Origin of the sequence: Brevibacillus daliensis, from assembly GCF_021245735.1 — a bacterium.
GTDB classification, from domain to species: Bacteria; Bacillota; Bacilli; order Brevibacillales; family Brevibacillaceae; genus Brevibacillus_B; species Brevibacillus_B daliensis.
In genome coordinates this window covers 1-17,118 of record NZ_JAJISB010000016.1, presented here as the reverse complement: position 1 = coordinate 17,118, position 17,118 = coordinate 1, and the positions used below count along the sequence as shown (strand labels likewise).

Annotated in this window: 18 protein-coding genes; 12 read left to right on the top strand and 6 right to left on the bottom strand. The window is 39.1% G+C overall.

Going from position 1 to position 17,118, the window contains the following annotated elements:
- Nucleotides 1-6: 6 nt before the first annotated feature.
- The 6 genes from mnmE to rpmH all read right to left on the bottom strand — a co-directional run bounded on the left by mnmE (nt 7) and on the right by rpmH (nt 4,091).
- Nucleotides 7-1,383: a tRNA uridine-5-carboxymethylaminomethyl(34) synthesis GTPase MnmE gene (mnmE, locus tag LM917_RS13285; RefSeq protein ID WP_232698013.1), complete on the bottom strand. Its 1,377-nt coding sequence runs from the start codon at nt 1,381-1,383 to the stop codon at nt 7-9.
- Between the two features lie 229 nt (nt 1,384-1,612).
- A complete protein-coding gene (gene jag, locus LM917_RS13280) occupies nt 1,613-2,248 on the bottom strand; it encodes an RNA-binding cell elongation regulator Jag/EloR (protein WP_232698012.1) in 636 nt (211 codons plus the stop codon).
- On the bottom strand, nt 2,245-2,997 hold the full coding sequence (gene yidC, locus LM917_RS13275; RefSeq protein WP_232698094.1) for a membrane protein insertase YidC: 753 nt from the start codon (nt 2,995-2,997) through the stop codon (nt 2,245-2,247). Before yidC ends, jag begins: the two co-directional genes overlap by 4 nt.
- Nucleotides 2,998-3,051: 54 nt before the next feature.
- Nucleotides 3,052-3,270: a membrane protein insertion efficiency factor YidD gene (gene yidD / locus LM917_RS13270; protein WP_232698011.1), complete on the bottom strand. Its 219-nt coding sequence runs from the start codon at nt 3,268-3,270 to the stop codon at nt 3,052-3,054.
- Nucleotides 3,271-3,287: 17 nt separating this feature from the next.
- A complete protein-coding gene (gene rnpA / locus LM917_RS13265) occupies nt 3,288-3,656 on the bottom strand; it encodes a ribonuclease P protein component (protein WP_232698010.1) in 369 nt (122 codons plus the stop codon).
- A gap of 297 nt (nt 3,657-3,953) precedes the next feature.
- The gene (gene rpmH, locus LM917_RS13260; RefSeq protein ID WP_232698093.1) at nt 3,954-4,091 is read right to left on the bottom strand and encodes a 50S ribosomal protein L34; all 138 of its coding nucleotides are present in this window, start codon (nt 4,089-4,091) and stop codon (nt 3,954-3,956) included.
- A 574-nt stretch (nt 4,092-4,665) separates the two neighbouring features.
- On the opposite strand from rpmH, the gene dnaA reads away from it, so the two are divergent.
- From dnaA to LM917_RS13200, 12 genes are all read left to right on the top strand, one after another.
- Nucleotides 4,666-6,024, top strand: coding sequence for a chromosomal replication initiator protein DnaA (gene dnaA, locus LM917_RS13255; protein WP_232698009.1), 1,359 nt, complete (start codon nt 4,666-4,668; stop codon nt 6,022-6,024).
- A 232-nt stretch (nt 6,025-6,256) separates the two neighbouring features.
- On the top strand, nt 6,257-7,396 hold the full coding sequence (gene dnaN / locus LM917_RS13250; RefSeq protein ID WP_232698008.1) for a DNA polymerase III subunit beta: 1,140 nt from the start codon (nt 6,257-6,259) through the stop codon (nt 7,394-7,396).
- Nucleotides 7,397-7,427: 31 nt separating this feature from the next.
- Nucleotides 7,428-7,646 carry a S4 domain-containing protein YaaA gene (gene yaaA / locus LM917_RS13245; protein WP_232698007.1) on the top strand — a complete coding sequence of 73 codons (219 nt, stop codon included), beginning with the start codon at nt 7,428-7,430 and terminating at the stop codon, nt 7,644-7,646.
- A gap of 14 nt (nt 7,647-7,660) precedes the next feature.
- Entirely contained in the window at nt 7,661-8,779 is a 1,119-nt protein-coding gene (gene recF, locus LM917_RS13240) for a DNA replication/repair protein RecF (protein ID WP_232698006.1), read from the top strand.
- A 12-nt stretch (nt 8,780-8,791) separates the two neighbouring features.
- A complete protein-coding gene (remB, locus tag LM917_RS13235; protein WP_232698005.1) occupies nt 8,792-9,085 on the top strand; it encodes an extracellular matrix regulator RemB in 294 nt (97 codons plus the stop codon).
- On the top strand, nt 9,085-11,007 hold the full coding sequence (gyrB, locus tag LM917_RS13230; RefSeq protein ID WP_232698004.1) for a DNA topoisomerase (ATP-hydrolyzing) subunit B: 1,923 nt from the start codon (nt 9,085-9,087) through the stop codon (nt 11,005-11,007). The genes remB and gyrB overlap by 1 nt, the downstream gene beginning before the upstream one ends.
- Nucleotides 11,008-11,229: 222 nt before the next feature.
- Nucleotides 11,230-11,781, top strand: a complete 552-nt coding sequence (locus LM917_RS13225) for a DJ-1/PfpI family protein (RefSeq protein ID WP_232698003.1) — start codon at nt 11,230-11,232, stop codon at nt 11,779-11,781.
- 619 nt (nt 11,782-12,400) lie between these two features.
- Complete coding sequence (locus LM917_RS13220) at nt 12,401-13,168, top strand: ABC transporter ATP-binding protein (protein ID WP_232698002.1); 768 nt, start codon at nt 12,401-12,403, stop codon at nt 13,166-13,168.
- On the top strand, nt 13,155-15,077 hold the full coding sequence (locus LM917_RS13215; protein WP_232698001.1) for an ABC transporter permease: 1,923 nt from the start codon (nt 13,155-13,157) through the stop codon (nt 15,075-15,077). Before LM917_RS13220 ends, LM917_RS13215 begins: the two co-directional genes overlap by 14 nt.
- Nucleotides 15,078-15,124: 47 nt before the next feature.
- Complete coding sequence (locus tag LM917_RS13210) at nt 15,125-16,072, top strand: L-lactate dehydrogenase (RefSeq protein WP_232698000.1); 948 nt, start codon at nt 15,125-15,127, stop codon at nt 16,070-16,072.
- Nucleotides 16,073-16,189: 117 nt separating this feature from the next.
- On the top strand, nt 16,190-16,630 hold the full coding sequence (locus LM917_RS13205; RefSeq protein ID WP_232697999.1) for an FAS1-like dehydratase domain-containing protein: 441 nt from the start codon (nt 16,190-16,192) through the stop codon (nt 16,628-16,630).
- Nucleotides 16,631-16,648: 18 nt separating this feature from the next.
- A complete protein-coding gene (locus LM917_RS13200) occupies nt 16,649-17,032 on the top strand; it encodes a MaoC/PaaZ C-terminal domain-containing protein (RefSeq protein ID WP_232697998.1) in 384 nt (127 codons plus the stop codon).
- Nucleotides 17,033-17,118: the final 86 nt, after the last annotated feature.

Sequence of the window (17,118 nt, the reverse complement as noted above, 5' to 3'; positions counted from 1 at the left end):
TTCCTCCTATTTTCCGAGACAGAATTGAGAGAAGATCTGATCGATCAAATCATCACCAACACTCTCTCCAATCACTTCTCCTAATAACTCCCATGCTTTCTTAATATCAATTTGTACCATATCGACAGGCATTCGATCATGAATGCCAATAATTGCTTCTTCCATTGCTTGTTCAGCTTGTCTTAATAAGTGAATATGACGAGCATTGCTTACATATGTCATATCTTCCTGCTGAACACGACCACTAAAGAATAACTCAGCGATCGCCTTTTCCAATTCATCTATTCCTTCTTCCTCTTTTATAGAAGTTAAGATAATTGGTTGATTAGGAAAAGCTGCTTTTACCTTCTCCATATCCAGATTCTGAGCCAAATCAGTTTTGTTTACAATCACAACAACTTGCAGGTCTTTCGCTGCTTCAAAAATAGCATAATCATCCTGAGTAAGTTCTTCATTATAATTTACCATCAATAGTATTAAATCGGCTTGTTTTAACATGCTACGTGACTTTTCAACCCCGATTTTTTCGACAATATCTTCAGTCTCTCGAATACCAGCCGTATCAATCAAACGAAGTGGTACCCCTCTTACGTTGACGTATTCTTCAATAACATCTCGAGTTGTACCAGCTATATCAGTAACAATCGCTTTATCCTCTTGCACAAAACTGTTTAGTAATGAAGATTTTCCTACATTGGGTTTCCCTACGATTGCGGTAGAAAGACCTTCACGAAGAATTTTCCCCTGTTTGGCTGTTTGTAAAAGTCGTTTAATCTGACTTCTGACTTCTTCGCATTTGTTAAGTAATAAATTTTGGGTAAAATCTTCAACATCGTGTTCTGGATAATCTAACGTTACCTCTATATGGGCCATTGCTTCAATTAATTCCTGACGTAATGCTCGCACCAGCTTGGATAACTTACCCTCTACCTGAGATAACGCCACTTTTAGTGCCTTATCTGTCTTAGCACGAATCAAGTCAATAACTGCTTCTGCCTGAGATAAATCAATACGACCATTCAAAAATGCTCGTTTAGTAAACTCCCCTGGTTCAGCCAATCTAGCTCCGTATTCCAAAACCAAATCAAGTACTTTTTCAACGGAAATTAAACCACCATGACAATTAATTTCTACTACATCCTCTCGCGTAAATGTACGCGGAGCTTTCATCACAGAAACTAATACCTCTTCAATCATTTCATTCGTTTTGGGATCAGCTAATGTCCCATAATGTATGGTATGGCTATCCACAGTGGATAACTTATTTTTACCGCAATATATTTTATCCACAATCGCAATGGCTTCATCACCGCTCACACGAATGACAGCGATCCCGCCCTCTCCCATGGGAGTAGCAACTCCAGCAATTGTATCCATATTCAACTTCATTCACCTCTAAATTATGATGTTGGTGTATCATCTAACGTCTTAGCTTACCATATTTTTTCCACAAATAACAGGGAGGTCAGGGGCTTTTCCAACATCAACTTCACTTATCCACAGTATGAGCAAAAGCCATCCGTTAGAAACATCCGACTCCTTCTTGTGGATAAAAAATTAGGTCAAACTTTCCACTAGTAATACTTAGAATTGGGTCAAAAAAAAGAAGCCTCTAACGAGAGGCTTCCTTGGTTTTTGGTGATACTACAATGTAACGGTGAGGTTCTTCACCCTCACTAAACGTAACCACTTCAGAACGACTTTGTAGAAAAGCATGAATTACTTTTCTCTCAGCTGCTGACATTGGTTCAAGTCTAACATTGCGTCTAGTTTGGATTGCTTTATGAGCAAGACGAGCAGCCAGTTTTTCCAGTGCTTCTTTACGTTTTGCCCGGTAATTCTCAGCATCCAGGATAATTCGAACATGCTTATCGGAATGTTTATTGGCAACTACGTTCACCAAATATTGTAGGGAATCCAGTGTATGACCACGTCTTCCGATTACCATTCCTAAGTCTTGTCCAATCATATTAAATTGATAATGATCTGATTGCTTTGCAGTCTCGATGGTAACCTGCAAATCCATTTGTCGAAGGACATCAGCTAGGAAAGAACGCCCTTCTTCCACTGGATCATAATTCAATTCAACTTCTACTTTCGCGTCACGTGTTCCAATTAACCCAAGAAACCCTTTGCTTGGCTCCTCCAGAACTCGTACACTTACTCGTTCTTTCGTGACTCCAAGTTCTTGCAGTGCTTTATCAACCGCCTCATCAATCGTTTTGGCTGAAGCTAGCGCTTTTTTCACTTGGAAGTTCCCCCCTTGGAACTATTTTCACTACGACTATCTTTATACAAGAAATACGTTTGAATAATCATATAAATGTTACCGTATACCCAATATAATGCTAGTGCAGAAGGCAAAGTTACCGAGATAACCAAAATCATAATTGGCATAATGTATAAGAACATTTGCATCTGTGGGTTATTTTGGATTTGTGCTCCCATCATCTTCTGTTGCAAGTATGTTGTTAATGCAGCCACCACTGGCAAAATGTAGAGCGGGTCACTTGCACCAAGTTGCATCCACAAGAATTCTTGTTCTCTAATTTCTGTGGTACGAATGATTGCATTATAAAAGGCAATCAGAATTGGCATCTGAACCAAAATTGGCAAACAACCAGCTAGCGGATTGACATTATGCTTTTGGAACAGCTTCATGGTTTCCATTTGAGCTTTTTGCGGATCATTTTTGTACTTATCACGAAGCTTTTGCATTTCTGGTTGTATTGCTTGCATTGCTTTTGATGAACGAATTTGTTTTACGTTTAATGGCAACGTCAGTGTACGAATAAAAATGGTTGCCACCAAAATTCCAAGTCCATAACTGCCACCTAAGAAAGCAGCAGATTCCTTAATCAACCAGGATAATGGATAAACAAAAAATTTATCCCAAATACCAGTCGATTCTGGTCCGATTGGAGGAGGATTTGTGATACTTGTTCCACAACCTGTTAGAACTAGCATAACTAGTCCCACCAGAAGGGCATAACGCATACGACTACTCAAAGCTTTGTTCCTCCTTATTATTTACTCAAGGAAAAATTTATATTATTTTTTCTCTGGAACAGGGTCAATTCCTCCTGGATGGAAAGGATGACATTTCGCAATTCGGACAATTGCGAGCCAGCCTCCCTTCAAGGCACCAAAGCGTTTGATCGCCTCGATTGCATAGAAGGAACAAGTTGGTGCAAAACGGCATGTCGGTGGTTTAATTGGCGAAATAAACTTTTGATAAAAGCGGATACACATGATTAATAGTTTTTTCATTCTACATGATCCTCTTTTTAACTAGTTTTATCAGTATGTAAATTCGTCGCCTTGACTGCTTTTGCTCTTTTAAGCGCATGCATTAATGTACTTTGAATCGTGGATAGCGATAATTCCTCTACCCCAGGTCTAACAATAACCACAATGTCTAGCTCAGGTTTTATTTTCTCTTCAACACGTGAGACTACTTCTTTTATAAGGCGCTTTACCTTATTTCGAGTGACAGCGTTACCAATTTTCTTACTGGCAGATATACCTATCCGAAAACTGGCTTGTCCCTCTTTTTCCCACGTATAGATTACAAACTGTTTATTAGCAGCTGATTTTCCATTTTGAAAAACAGCTTGAAACTCTTCATTTTTTCGCAGGCGATGCGAGTGATGCATGGTTTACACCCCTACCATCAACATTATAGTGGAAAAAAAGGGCGCATTCCACTGATACTAGTATTTCCAAGAAACAAAGAAGAAGCCAGCCAGCGGCTGGCTTCTCGCATCTATTGTCCTTATCCTCTTTCAAGGGCAGACCTTCATAGGCAGTACCTACTTTTAGAAAAACTTCTAGCGAAATTATTTCGTAGAAGCCTTCATTACAGCGGATGATTTTCATTAAGTATCGAGAATATATGCTCAATCGCTTATACTTTCTGATACAGTAAGAAAAAGACCACTCTTTAATGTGGTCTAAGCGGAAAGAACTTTTCTACCTCTACTACGACGGGCAGCCAAAATTTTACGGCCATTTTTTGTGCTCATACGCTTACGGAACCCGTGATCTTTTTTGCGTTTACGGTTATTTGGATTAAATGTAGGTCTCATGATTGAAATACACCTCCGTCCTCCAAGGCATTATATAGAGAAAAAAAGAAAAAGTCAAGTTTACATTTTAGACAACGCGACCTCCCGTTTCTTTCCTTTCTTTCCTATCCTACTTCATTTTCTTCTAATAAGCTACGTATCATTATTTCCAAATTTCTATTTTAACTATCCACAAAAAACTATTTCCCAACCCTTGTGAATAACTTTTTTATCCACAGAAAAGTTTTCGACAAATCTATCTACAGCTTGTACACAAAATATAGGGGTGTGAATATCATAGCGCCACTATTTGTTGTGTTTGTGGATAACTAGTAAAAAACCATTGATATCATGGCTTTTATTTGATATCATGTTTTTGTTTTGATCCGTTAATAAATGAACAAGCATAAATGTTTTTCCACAGCATGTGGATAATTTTGTGGACAGATGTTCTGCACTGTGAATAAGATACTCACAACCCTGCGGATAATTGTCTTCTTTTTTTCTCTATTTTCTCAAACACTTGACGTACTCTATTTTTCTATAGATGTAATTTATCCACACATTACTTGTGATGGTGGAAGGAGGAATTTACTAGGTGGACGCAACGATTAGCGAATTGTGGCGAAAAGTTCTAGCTAAGATCGAAAAAACATTAAGTAAGCCCAGTTTTGACACCTGGTTAAAAGCAACGAAGGCAACTGCACTCGAAGAAGACTCCTTAATTGTAGTCGCACCCAATGAATTTGCCCGTGATTGGCTGGAATCGCGTTACTCACCGCTTATAACAGAGATGCTTTTTGAAACGACTGGCGTTCATATGAAAGTAAAGTTTGTCGTACCACAAAATCCCGATTTAGGTATCAATGATGAAATGATGATAGCTCCAAAGGTAGTTCTACAATCGCAAGGAGTTGAAGATCAGCCTACAAGCATTTTAAATCCTAGATACACATTTGATACATTTGTCATTGGATCTGGGAACCGTTTTGCTCATGCTGCTTCGCTTGCTGTAGCAGAAGCTCCTGCCAAAGCCTATAATCCGCTGTTTATATATGGGGGGGTAGGATTAGGTAAGACTCACTTGATGCATGCCATCGGTCATTACGTTATTCAACATAATCCCTCTGCAAAAGTGGTTTATCTATCGTCAGAGAAATTTACGAATGAATTTATTAATTCAATTCGAGACAATAAAACAGTAGAATTTCGTAATAAATATCGCAGTGTAGACGTGCTTTTGATTGATGATATTCAATTCCTGGCTGGAAAAGAACAAACTCAGGAAGAATTTTTCCATACTTTCAATGCATTACACGAAGAAAGTAAGCAAATTATCATATCTTCTGATCGACCACCAAAAGAGATTCCTACGTTGGAAGATCGTCTTCGTTCTCGTTTTGAATGGGGCTTGATTACTGACATTCAACCGCCGGATCTAGAAACCCGGATTGCTATTTTACGTAAAAAAGCAAAGGCCGAAAACCTTGATATACCAAATGAAGTGATGGTTTATATCGCAAATCAAATTGATAGCAATATTCGTGAACTGGAAGGGGCACTAATCCGTGTTGTTGCCTATTCTTCCTTAATTAATCGCGATATTGATACTCAATTAGCTGCGGAAGCCCTGCGAGATATTATTCCTTCCTCTAAGCCGAAAGTTATCACGATTATTGACATTCAGCGAATAGTAGGGGAAGCTTTTACATTAAAATTGGAAGATTTTAAAGCAAGAAAACGAACCAAATCTGTAGCATTTCCTCGTCAAATCGCTATGTATTTGTCGCGCGAACTTACTGATGCCTCTCTGCCGAAAATTGGAGACGAATTTGGTGGCCGTGATCATACAACAGTCATCCACGCCCATGAAAAAATTTCTAAGTCCCTTGCTACCGATCCTCAATTGCAAGAGACTGTTCAGCAATTAATAGAAAAGCTAAAAACCGGCCATTAATATTCGAAAGAGAGCATGGAAACTGTGAATAACCTAAAAAGCCTATACACAACTTATCCACATGTGTATAGGCTTTCGTTATCAGCGTTTCTTTGAGATATCCACAAATCCACAGTCCCTATTACTATTACTATCTTTTTAATATAAACAATTAATGTATTAATATACGCGGACTGAGAAAAGAATATACATCATTTTTATACAAGAATTTCGTATACGGGGGTAAGGTATAATGAAGATCACAGTGCAACGCGATAAATTATCGACAGCTGTATCACATGTAGGAAAAGCTGTATCAACCAGAACAACAATTCCAATCTTAACGGGAATAAAAGTAAAAGCAGATCAAGATGGGTTAACATTAACAGGAAGTGACTCAGATATTTCTATCGAAGTTCATATTCCATTGGAAGAGGGAGAAAACTGGGGAGTAACTGTACATGAACCAGGTAGCATTGTTCTGCCTTCACGAATCTTTAGTGAAATTGTACGGAAACTGCCTGCTAACGAGATCGATATTCAAGTAGATGAGCGTTTGGTAACTACAATTCGTTCTGGACAAGCAGAGTTTACCATTAACGGACTAAATGCTGACGAATATCCGCAATTGCCACAGCTGGAAGAGGATAAAGTTTTCAGTATTCCTGGTGACTTGTTAAAAACAATGATTCGTCAGACTTCATTTGCAGTAGCTGCTTCAGAAATGCGTCCAATTTTGACAGGTATCATGTGGACGCTGGAGCAAGGTGAACTTCGATTTGTCGCTACGGATAGTCACCGCTTTGCAGCACGCAATGCAAAAGTAGAGTGTTCCGATGATCTTCGTTTTTATAATATCGTTGTTCCAGGAAAAAGCTGTAATGAACTGGTAAAAATCATGGATGACGACCAAAGTTTGGTTGATATTGTTGTAGCAGACAACCAAATTCTAGTAAAATCAAATCATATCCTGTTTTATTCTCGTCTTTTAGAGGGAACCTATCCAGATACGAACCGGATTATTCCTCAAGGTAGCAAGACTGAAATTATTTTATCAACGAAGGAATTTCTTCAATCCATTGAGCGTGCTTCTTTACTAAGTAGTGCCGGTAAAACAAACGTGGTTAAACTGGCTACATTACCTGATGGAAATATTGAAATCTCCTCCAATGCACCTGAGATTGGTAAGGTAACGGAGACTCTGCAACCTAAAGATTTTAACGGAGAAGAATTGAAAATCTCTTTTAACGCTAAATTTATGATTGATGCGCTTCGTTCTATTGACAGCTCTGAAATCATGGCAAGTTTTTCAGGAGCGATGAGTCCATTTGTTCTTCGCCCAACCGATCACAATTGGAGTTTGCATCTAATCTTGCCAGTTCGTACGTATTAGAATCAGTTTCATAAAAGGAGAATGTACAACAATGGCTAATGCAGTCAAGATTCGTACCGAATATATAACGCTTGGTCAATTTTTGAAGCTGTGTGGTGTAATCGACACAGGAGGAATGGCTAAAGCATTTCTTTCGGAAGTTCCCATCAAAGTAAACGGGGAACCGGAAGATCGACGTGGCCGGAAACTATATCCGAATGACCTGATTGAAATTGAAGATCATGGTTCATTTACAGTGGCTGCAGGCTGAGAGGAGTAAGCTCTTTGTTCTTACGCAATCTGAAGTTGGCACACTATCGCAATTATGCAGAGCTTTCGCTGGAATTTACAGGCCCGATTAACCTTTTTGTCGGAAATAATGCTCAGGGTAAGACCAATGCACTCGAAGCTATTTATGTTCTTGCCCTGGCTAAATCTCATCGGACTTCCAAGGATAAAGAACTGATTAACTGGAATGCCGACTATGCAACTATCCGTAGCGAAGTAGACAGACGCTACGGATCTGTTCGTTTAGAGATGCAATTGACCAATAAGGGAAAAAAGGCTAAAATTAATGGTTTAGAACAGAAAAAATTAAGTAACTACATTGGAGCGTTAAATGTAGTACTGTTTGCTCCTGAGGATCTAGCGATTGTGAAGGGAGCACCTGCTCAACGAAGACGTTTTCTGGATATGGAGATTGGTCAGGTTTCTCCTACCTATCTCTATCATTTGAACAACTATAACAAGGTCTTGGCTCAGCGAAATCAGCTGTTAAAAGATTTAGCAATGAAAAAGAGCAGTCAGACTGACATGATGGCAATTTGGAATACACAATTGGCCGATCTAACGGTAAAATTATTAAAAAAGAGATTCGAATTCATCACCAAGCTGGAAAGTTGGGCTCAGGAGATCCATGGGGGAATTACGAACGGTAAAGAACAATTGAGCCTGAAGTACGAAAACAGCTCTCCAGTGACAAGAGAGATGAATGAGGAAGAAGCCTTGCAAGCATTACTTGCAGCTTATGAGGAAATCTTCGATCGCGAAAAGATGAGAGGTAGTACCTTGATTGGTCCGCACCGTGATGATTTTTCCTTGCATGTGAATGGAATGGATGTACAATCATACGGCTCCCAAGGTCAACAACGTACGACAGCCCTTTCTCTAAAACTGGCAGAAATTGAATTGATCAAGCAAGAGGTAGGAGAATATCCCGTACTACTTCTCGATGATGTATTGTCAGAACTGGATGAGCATCGTCAAACTTTGTTGCTTGAAACCATTCAAGATAAAATCCAGACGTTTGTAACGACCACAGGAGTGGAAGGATTAAAACATCAGGTATTACAACAAGCAACTCGCTTTAATGTACAGGAGGGAACCATCTCCAAAGAAGGGTAAGGTGAGAAAGCTATGTTTTTGCATGTGGGTGGGGACACTGTTGTCCGCATGAAAGATGTGATCTCTATTATTGACCATCAGACGGTGAAAAACTCAAATATTTCTCTAGCCTTCATGGAGGATTCCGGGAAAGAAAAACGTTTGATCGATCAGGAGAATGTAGAAATCAAATCTTATGTTATTACTTCACATGTGATTTACTGTTCTCCCATTTCTTCACTTACCTTAAAAAAACGAGCGCAGTTTTTGCACCAGTCAGATGTGTTACTCCCCGTGCAAACTGACAGTAAGGAGTTGACAGAGTAGTGGATGTAACAACCAAAGATCAAAATTATGATGCTAGTCAGATACAGGTATTAGAAGGATTAGAGGCTGTACGAAAACGTCCAGGTATGTACATTGGTTCAACCAGCAGTCGTGGTCTTCACCATTTGGTATGGGAGATCGTAGACAACTCTATCGACGAATCCTTGGCTGGACATTGCGACGAGATTAATGTTTTTATTCATAAAGACAATACGATTACCGTTATTGACAATGGACGTGGTATTCCAACTGGTATCCATGAAAAAACGGGTAAGTCGACAGTAGAAACCGTATTAACTGTACTGCATGCCGGTGGTAAATTTGGCGGTGGCGGTTACAAGGTATCTGGTGGTTTGCATGGTGTAGGTAGCTCCGTAGTAAATGCCTTGTCGGAATGGATGGACGTTACGGTCAAGCAGAACGGTAACGTTTATTTTATGAGATTTGAAGTAGGAGCACCTGTTGAAGATCTTAAAATCATTGGTGAAACAGAAGAGACCGGTACAACAATCACGTTTAAGCCAGATCCATCCATTTTTACCGAAATCACAAGTTTTGAATACGAGATTTTACAAAAACGTATTCGTGAGTTAGCTTTCTTGAATAAAGGGCTAAAAATCACATTGGAAGATCAACGTGAAGAACAAGAACGCCGTGAAGAGTTTCACTACGAGGGTGGAATTCAATCCTTCGTTTCGTTCCTAAATAGAAACCGTGATACCATGCATGAAGAAGTTATCTATTGTGAGGGAGAAAAAGATGGACTGCAAGTAGAGGTTGCGTTGCAATATAACGATAGCTATGTAAGTAACATCTACTCCTTTGCCAATAATATCAACACACATGAGGGCGGTACGCATGAAGCGGGATTTAAGGCAGCGCTGACCCGCGTTATTAATGACTACAGTCGAAAGTTCAACTTCTTGAAAGAAAAGGACCCGAACTTATCCGGTGATGATGTGCGTGAAGGAATAACAGCGATCATTTCTGTTAAAATTCCTGAACCACAATTTGAAGGACAAACAAAAACAAAGTTGGGTAACTCTGAAGCTCGTAGCATCACAGAATCCGTCTTTGGCGAGCGTTTTCAGGCTTTCATGGAGCAGAACCCTGCTGTAGCCAAAAAAGTGGTTGAGAAGTCCCTGATGGCTGCTAGAGCTCGTGAAGCAGCACGTAAGGCACGTGAATTAACGCGTAGAAAAAATGCGCTGGAAGTGAGTGCTCTACCAGGTAAGCTGGCTGATTGTTCCTCCAAAGATGCTTCTGAGAGCGAACTATTTATCGTAGAGGGAGACTCTGCGGGTGGTTCAGCGAAAATGGGACGTGATCGTCACTTCCAGGCAATTTTGCCGTTACGTGGTAAAGTGCTTAACGTTGAGAAATCACGTCTGGATAAAATTTTAAATGACAATGAGATCCGTACGATTATCACTGCACTGGGAACAGGTATTGGGGAAGACTTTGATATCGGCAAAGCTCGTTACCATAAAATTGTTATCATGACAGATGCAGATGTCGATGGTGCACATATTCGTACGCTACTCTTAACCTTCTTCTTCCGCTATATGCGTCCATTGATTGAATGTGGCTATATTTATATTGGTCAGCCACCTTTGTTCAGTATTAAGCAAGGGAAGAACTTATACTATGCGTATAACGATCGTCAGAGGGATGAGATTGTATCCCAATTAAAAGAAACACCAAAAATCAATATTTCGCGTTATAAAGGGCTGGGGGAAATGAACCCGGAACAATTGTGGGAAACTACGATGGACCCAGAAATACGCACGCTGCTTCAGGTTGAATTACAGGACGCAATCGATGCAGATATGGTATTTCAGACATTGATGGGTGATGAAGTAGAACCGCGTCGTGACTTTATTGAAACGTACTCACGTAATGTGCGTAATTTAGATTTTTAATTGTAACCAACAAAATACGCTAGAAAAATATATATGAGTAGAGCCAGCAAGTACAAACATCCGTGTCTGTTATGAGCTGGCTTTTTTCAACGGATAAGAAAGTATAACTCTAGTCCGTATAAGTATAACTAAAGTTTTGCCTATGCCAAAGACTCGGTAAAGCTTTAGTTTTCTTACTATATCAGGAATATTCGGAAAATTTTAAAAAAAGAGGTGAACATATTGAAAAGCCTAATCTACTTGGCACCGGGATTCGTTGATTTTGAAATTAGTATTCTCACCTATTGTTTATCACACTGCAACAGTGACATCATAACAATTGCTTCTGCTACCGATAAAGAGGGAGTAACTAGTGTTGGGGGACTTAGAGTAATGCCACATGCTGTAGTAGGAGATGTTCAAGCAGAAGAGTATGATTTATTGGTTATCCCAGGTGGAAACTATGTGTTCGATGTAAAAGAGGATGAAGAGATTCTTGGATTGATACGAAACATGCACCAACAAAACAAGAAACTGGCTGCAATCTGTGGGGGGCCCCTTCTATTAGAGAAAGCTGGGATACTTACGGACAAACGTTATACCACTTCCGTAGATGATATCAAGTTACAAGAAGCATTTACAGACCAGGATGTAACAGTTGATGGCAATATTATTACAGCAAAGGGTGGCGCATATGTCGAGTTTGCAGTGGAAGTAACGAAGCAGCTTAATCTGTTTATTGATGAAGCGGATGAGTTGGAGACGATTCAATATTTCAAAAACCTAACGAAATAGTTAGACTGGGGAAGATCAATAACTGAAAGAAATGAACATGAACAATGATCTACCCTAACATGTTAAGTTAAGATAAATAAATTAAGGGTGTAATTGATTGTTGATGGGAGAGCCAATTACTAAAAACAGATCATGTTTAGACTGTTTCACGTGAAACATATTTAGTGAAAATGAAAGAAGTCGCTGAAGAGCGGCTTCTTTTTTTATGTTAAGAGCAAGGTATACATAGCCTTCACGCTTACTTTTTTACTCTGCATAACTTACAAAGATGTAAGTTTATTGAAAGCAAACTCGATGGGAGTAAAAATCCCCATCCTATACAATTAAGTCATCAAGAGAAACGGAGGGTGAAGCGAATGAAAAGAATAATGGGCGTGATCCTGACAGTAATCCGGTTGCTCTGTGATACAAAAGCAGTGGTTCAAGTGGATGATCTGGAAGAGATCGTAAAATGTTAGATCATTCATTTTTAAGAGACCACACTAAAACTAAAAGATGCTCACACAGCAGTCAGCAAGCAATGATTACAGAGACCCAAAGCCCCATCATATACATCGTAATCCGCCAACGATAAAAAGGCGGTACATCATAAAAACAGAAACGAAAGGAATTGATATTCATGCAAGCAGTTCTTAAAGTAGATCAAGTCTCGAAATTATATGGTAATAAGGGAAATCAATTTACAGCATTAGAAGAGGTAAGCTTTCAAGTAAATCGGGGAGAGTTCGTAGGTATTATGGGACCATCTGGAGCGGGGAAAAGTACCTTGCTTAATATTATCTCTACGATTGATATGCCAACATCGGGTAATATTTTCATCGACGGCACTAATGTCATCGCTATGAAGGAAGATCAACTGGCTCTGTTTCGCCGGAGTAAGCTAGGTTTTATTTTTCAAGATTACAATCTGATTGATTCACTCACAATCAGAGAGAATATTGCGTTACCCCTTTCCTTAAATCGAGTTAAGACGAAAGAAATTGATAAAAGAGTAGAAGAAATCGCTAAACGGTTAGGCATTACAGAAATTCTTGAAAAGTATCCGCATCAAGTATCTGGAGGACAAAAACAACGCTGTGCAGCATCTCGAGCGATTGTTACCAATCCTTCATTGATTTTTGGAGATGAGCCTACTGGAGCTCTGGACTCTAAATCATCGCAGCATTTACTTGAGTCATTACAGGATTTGAACCAACAGGAACATGCGACTATTTTATTGGTAACACATGATGTGTTTGCAGGCAGTTATTGCGATCGGATTTTGTTTATTACAGATGGGATGATTTATAAGGAGCTTATAAAGGGAAACCGTTCTCGTAAAGAGTTTGCGCAGGAGATTTTAGAACTATTAGGTAGAGTTGGAGATGACATAAATGACGCTATTTAATCTCGTTACCCGAAATATGAAGCGTAATGCAAAAAATTATTTACTCTACTTTATATCGCTCATATTTTGTATCGCCATCTACTATACATTTGTATCACTACAGTACAATTCACAGGTGCTGAAACAAAGTCAATTGTCCGGAAGTATGTCATATGCATTTTCCTTCTCGAGTTGGTTAATTATCCTGTTTGTTGCTGTATTTGCTGTCTATTCCAATAGTTTCTTTACGAGGAAACGTAAACAGGAAGTAGGTTTATATTCTCTATTGGGTGTACGAAGAAAACAAATAGGGATGATGCTGTTTTTTGAAAACATGTTTCTCAGCTTGGGAGCTTTACTAATTGGTATAGCAGGAGGGACTCTTTTTTCTAAATTAGCCCTCACATATTTAGCCTATCTGATGAACCTGACTATTACTGTTTCTTTTGAGGTTCCTTTACAGGCTGTTATTAATACAGTCCTGATCTTTATATGTCTTAGCCTATTTACGTCTGTTCAAAGTTATTTGCTAATTTATCGCTTTAAGCTGATCGATCTATTTAAGGCAGATCAGGCAGGGGAGAAGGCTCCTAAGGGTTCTCTAATTATGGCGCTAATTTCCGTAATTTTGATAGGTTCGGCCTATTATCTGTCCGTTAACTTTATGAAATTCCCTGATCCAATAATCGCTTTATATATTATTGGTGCCACTGTTCTTGGAACCTATATTTTCTTCCACTTTTTCATGGTTAATTACCTGAAGCGGGCTCGTAACAATAAGAAATCGATTTATAAAGGGTTAAATATGATTACAAAAGGTCAGCTTTTGTATCGGATTAAGGGGCATGCCACCTCGCTTGCTACCATTGCAGTGCTATGCACTTTAACACTTTGTGCAATCGGTACTATGGCTACTATTTATTACAACGTAGGGATTAAAACAAAAGAGATGAATCCGTATAGCTTTTCATACGAGAAAAAATCAGATGAATTTGCCGGGAAAGTAGAGCAGATTTTTGAAAAACATTCCGATGAACATAAAATTGTAGAGAGTAATGAATTACCGTTCCTTTCTGTGGCTGGAAGATTTGATTTACCAGAAGAACATTATTTACAGTTTAACGGAAAAGATGGCTATAAATTATTATCCGAAAGCAAATATAACAGCAATCGAGAAAAACAAGGTTTACAGCCTATAGAGCTTAATTCAGATGAAATGCATATGATATTTCCTTACGCCAATGAAAGTCAGTGGGGTAGCATAAAAAATCAATCGATTCTTCTAACGAAAGGGACTAAAGAAGCTCCTGTTACGAAGCTACGTCTTGTGGGTATAGCAAGTGAACGAATGTCCAATTTGTTTTTCCCCATCCTCGTTGTTGATGACAATGTGTTTGAAGAAAGTAAAAAAATCGGGACACCATACACGATTGAAAACGTAACGATTAATAATCAGGATAATAGTCTTGCATTGAGTAATGAGATGAAAGAACTGACAGAACTCGAGAACGTAGCAATGAACGATTATTATTCCTCCTATCAGCTTTTGAAGGAAAGCTCAGGTTTGATGATCTTTATTGGAGGTTTTATCGGCTTGGTATTCATCCTGGCAACGGGTTCTATCCTCTATTTCAAACAATTGACAGAAGCACATCATGACAAGAAGCTTTATGCGATTATCAGCAAGATAGGAACAACGAAGAGAGAGCGTAAGAGTGCAATTAGCAAACAAGTTTTGTTTATTTTTGCACTGCCATTAGGAGTGGGGATCATACACAGTTTATTCGCTCTTAATACAATGTCGATGTTATTTGATATGTCGATTACCATTCCTGTCCTTGTCACGATTGTGATATTTATCCTGATCTATACGGGATACTATTTCTTGACTGTACGCTTTTATACCAAGATTGTTAATGAAAAGCAGTAGATACGGTTACAATATGACGGATCAAATCGGAAAGGGAGCAAGAAATTATGAATAGAAAAATTTCTCGCGTAGCCTTGATTGGTTCGGGATTTGTAGGATCGAGCTATGCTTATGCCTTGGTAAATCAGGGAATGGTAAACGAATTGGTTATCATTGATGTAAATAAGAATAAAGCAGAGGGAGATGCCATGGATTTAAGCCATGGCATACCTTTTAGCTCGCCTATGAAAATTTGGGCGGGCGATTATTCGGATTGTAAGGATGCTGATCTGGTTGTGATTACAGCGGGAGCCAATCAGTTACCGGGTGAGACGAGACTCGATTTAATCGAGAAGAATGTAAAAATATTCAAGACGATCGTTTCAAGCATCATGAATAGTGGTTTCTCCGGAATTTTTTTGGTCGCAAGTAACCCGGTAGATGTTCTTACTTATGCTACTTGGAAAATTTCCGGCTTACCTTCAGAAAGAGTATTAGGTTCGGGTACGATATTGGATACGGCACGATTTTGCTTTTTACTGGGAGAAGCTTTTCAAGTTGATTCCAGGAGTGTACATGCCTACATAATGGGAGAGCACGGTGATACGGAGGTTCCCATATGGAGCCAAGCAAGCATTGGAGGAAAAAGTATTTTAGAATGTCTGGATAAAGGAATAGGACCTAGTCAGGAAGAATTGGACCAAATTTTTATTAATGTGCGGGATGCAGCTTACCAGATTATTGATAAAAAAGGTGCTACTTACTACGGGATTGGTATGAGCCTGGCAAGATTAACCAAAGCAATTTTGTATAATCAAAACTCCATTTTAACGATCGCTACTTTACTTCATGGAGAGTTCGGATTAAAAGATATTTATATTGGAGTTCCAGCGGTAGTGAATCGAGCGGGTGTTCGTGAGGTTATCGAAATTTGTTTGGCAGATGATGAAAAGGAGAAACTAATACATTCCGCAAACATACTACGTGACGCCTTAGAGACAATCTCGTTTGATTAAGCATAGTGATGTAAATCCTTCTTTAAACAAGTGAAGAAGGATTTTATATTTTTGAGCAAGAATAAGTAAATTATAATCTGAATTTTCTCTCAATAAAGTTGGCAGGGAGGGGCATATGTGGAAAAGTTACAGCGGAAAATTGGTGTGACACTTGGTCCTTTTCAATATTTGATAGAAAAGGGGAAGATTAAGGAGTTTGTACTAGCGATTGGAGATGATAATCCGATTTATTACGATCTCGATGAAGCACTAGCTCAAGGCTATCGCAACATTCCCATTCCACTTACCTTTCCAACTGTTATGGAGATGTGGGCCGGATATAATTTTGATGAACTAATGCAGCTCTTGGAAATGAACCCATTACGAGTATTGCATGCTGAGCAGGAGTATCAGTACTTGGCAGTTATTCACGCAGGTGATGAGCTAACAGGAATGAGTACGATTTTATCTGCTAACCAGAAAAGGGACTTGCTATTCGTTGTTATTCAAACCGAATGGGTTAATCAATATGACGTAAAGGTGTTAATTAGTCGCTCCACAATTGTAGAACAGTTGTAAATAGGGAGGGAAAGATGCATGTTTAAGTGTATACCAATTGAAAAGCCTCCGCTCACTCATACCCAATTGGTTCGTTATGCAGGAGCATCGGGCGATTTTAATCCTATTCACACCGTAGTTCCTGTGGGTGAACAAGCTGGGCTAGGAGGAGTCATTGCACATGGAATGCTAATAATGGGGTTTGCTGGTGAAGCCATTACACATTGGTTTCCTCGTGATAAGGTTCGTTCCTTTCATGTGCGGTTCAAAGAAAAGAGTGTGCCTGGTGAGAAGCTCATTATTGAGGGGCAAATCATTGAGGAATTAGAGACATCTGGCGAAACCAGATTGGGTGGTCAGGTAATTGTAAAGAATGAGTATGGAGAAATAAAGTGCAAGGGTTGGTTTGAAATCGCGAAGTAAGAGGGTTGTTGAAATTCACATTAAAACAGAGTCCTACTAAATATCTGAACTGTGACCCGTAAGATGGACACTTAAAAAAGTGACCC

Excerpts from the sequence above, each read along its gene's own strand:
- LM917_RS13200 (WP_232697998.1), top strand. The coding sequence starts at position 16,649 with ATGTTTAAGTGTATACCAATTGAAAAGCCTCCGCTCACTCATACCCAA.
- yidD (WP_232698011.1), bottom strand. The coding sequence starts at position 3,270 with ATGAAAAAACTATTAATCATGTGTATCCGCTTTTATCAAAAGTTTATT.
- LM917_RS13215 (WP_232698001.1), top strand. The coding sequence starts at position 13,155 with ATGACGCTATTTAATCTCGTTACCCGAAATATGAAGCGTAATGCAAAA.
- LM917_RS13220 (WP_232698002.1), top strand. The coding sequence starts at position 12,401 with ATGCAAGCAGTTCTTAAAGTAGATCAAGTCTCGAAATTATATGGTAAT.
- dnaN (WP_232698008.1), top strand. The coding sequence starts at position 6,257 with ATGAAGATCACAGTGCAACGCGATAAATTATCGACAGCTGTATCACAT.
- remB (WP_232698005.1), top strand. The coding sequence starts at position 8,792 with ATGTTTTTGCATGTGGGTGGGGACACTGTTGTCCGCATGAAAGATGTG.
- yidC (WP_232698094.1), bottom strand. The coding sequence starts at position 2,997 with ATGCGTTATGCCCTTCTGGTGGGACTAGTTATGCTAGTTCTAACAGGT.
- yaaA (WP_232698007.1), top strand. The coding sequence starts at position 7,428 with ATGGCTAATGCAGTCAAGATTCGTACCGAATATATAACGCTTGGTCAA.
- LM917_RS13210 (WP_232698000.1), top strand. The coding sequence starts at position 15,125 with ATGAATAGAAAAATTTCTCGCGTAGCCTTGATTGGTTCGGGATTTGTA.
- rnpA (WP_232698010.1), bottom strand. The coding sequence starts at position 3,656 with ATGCATCACTCGCATCGCCTGCGAAAAAATGAAGAGTTTCAAGCTGTT.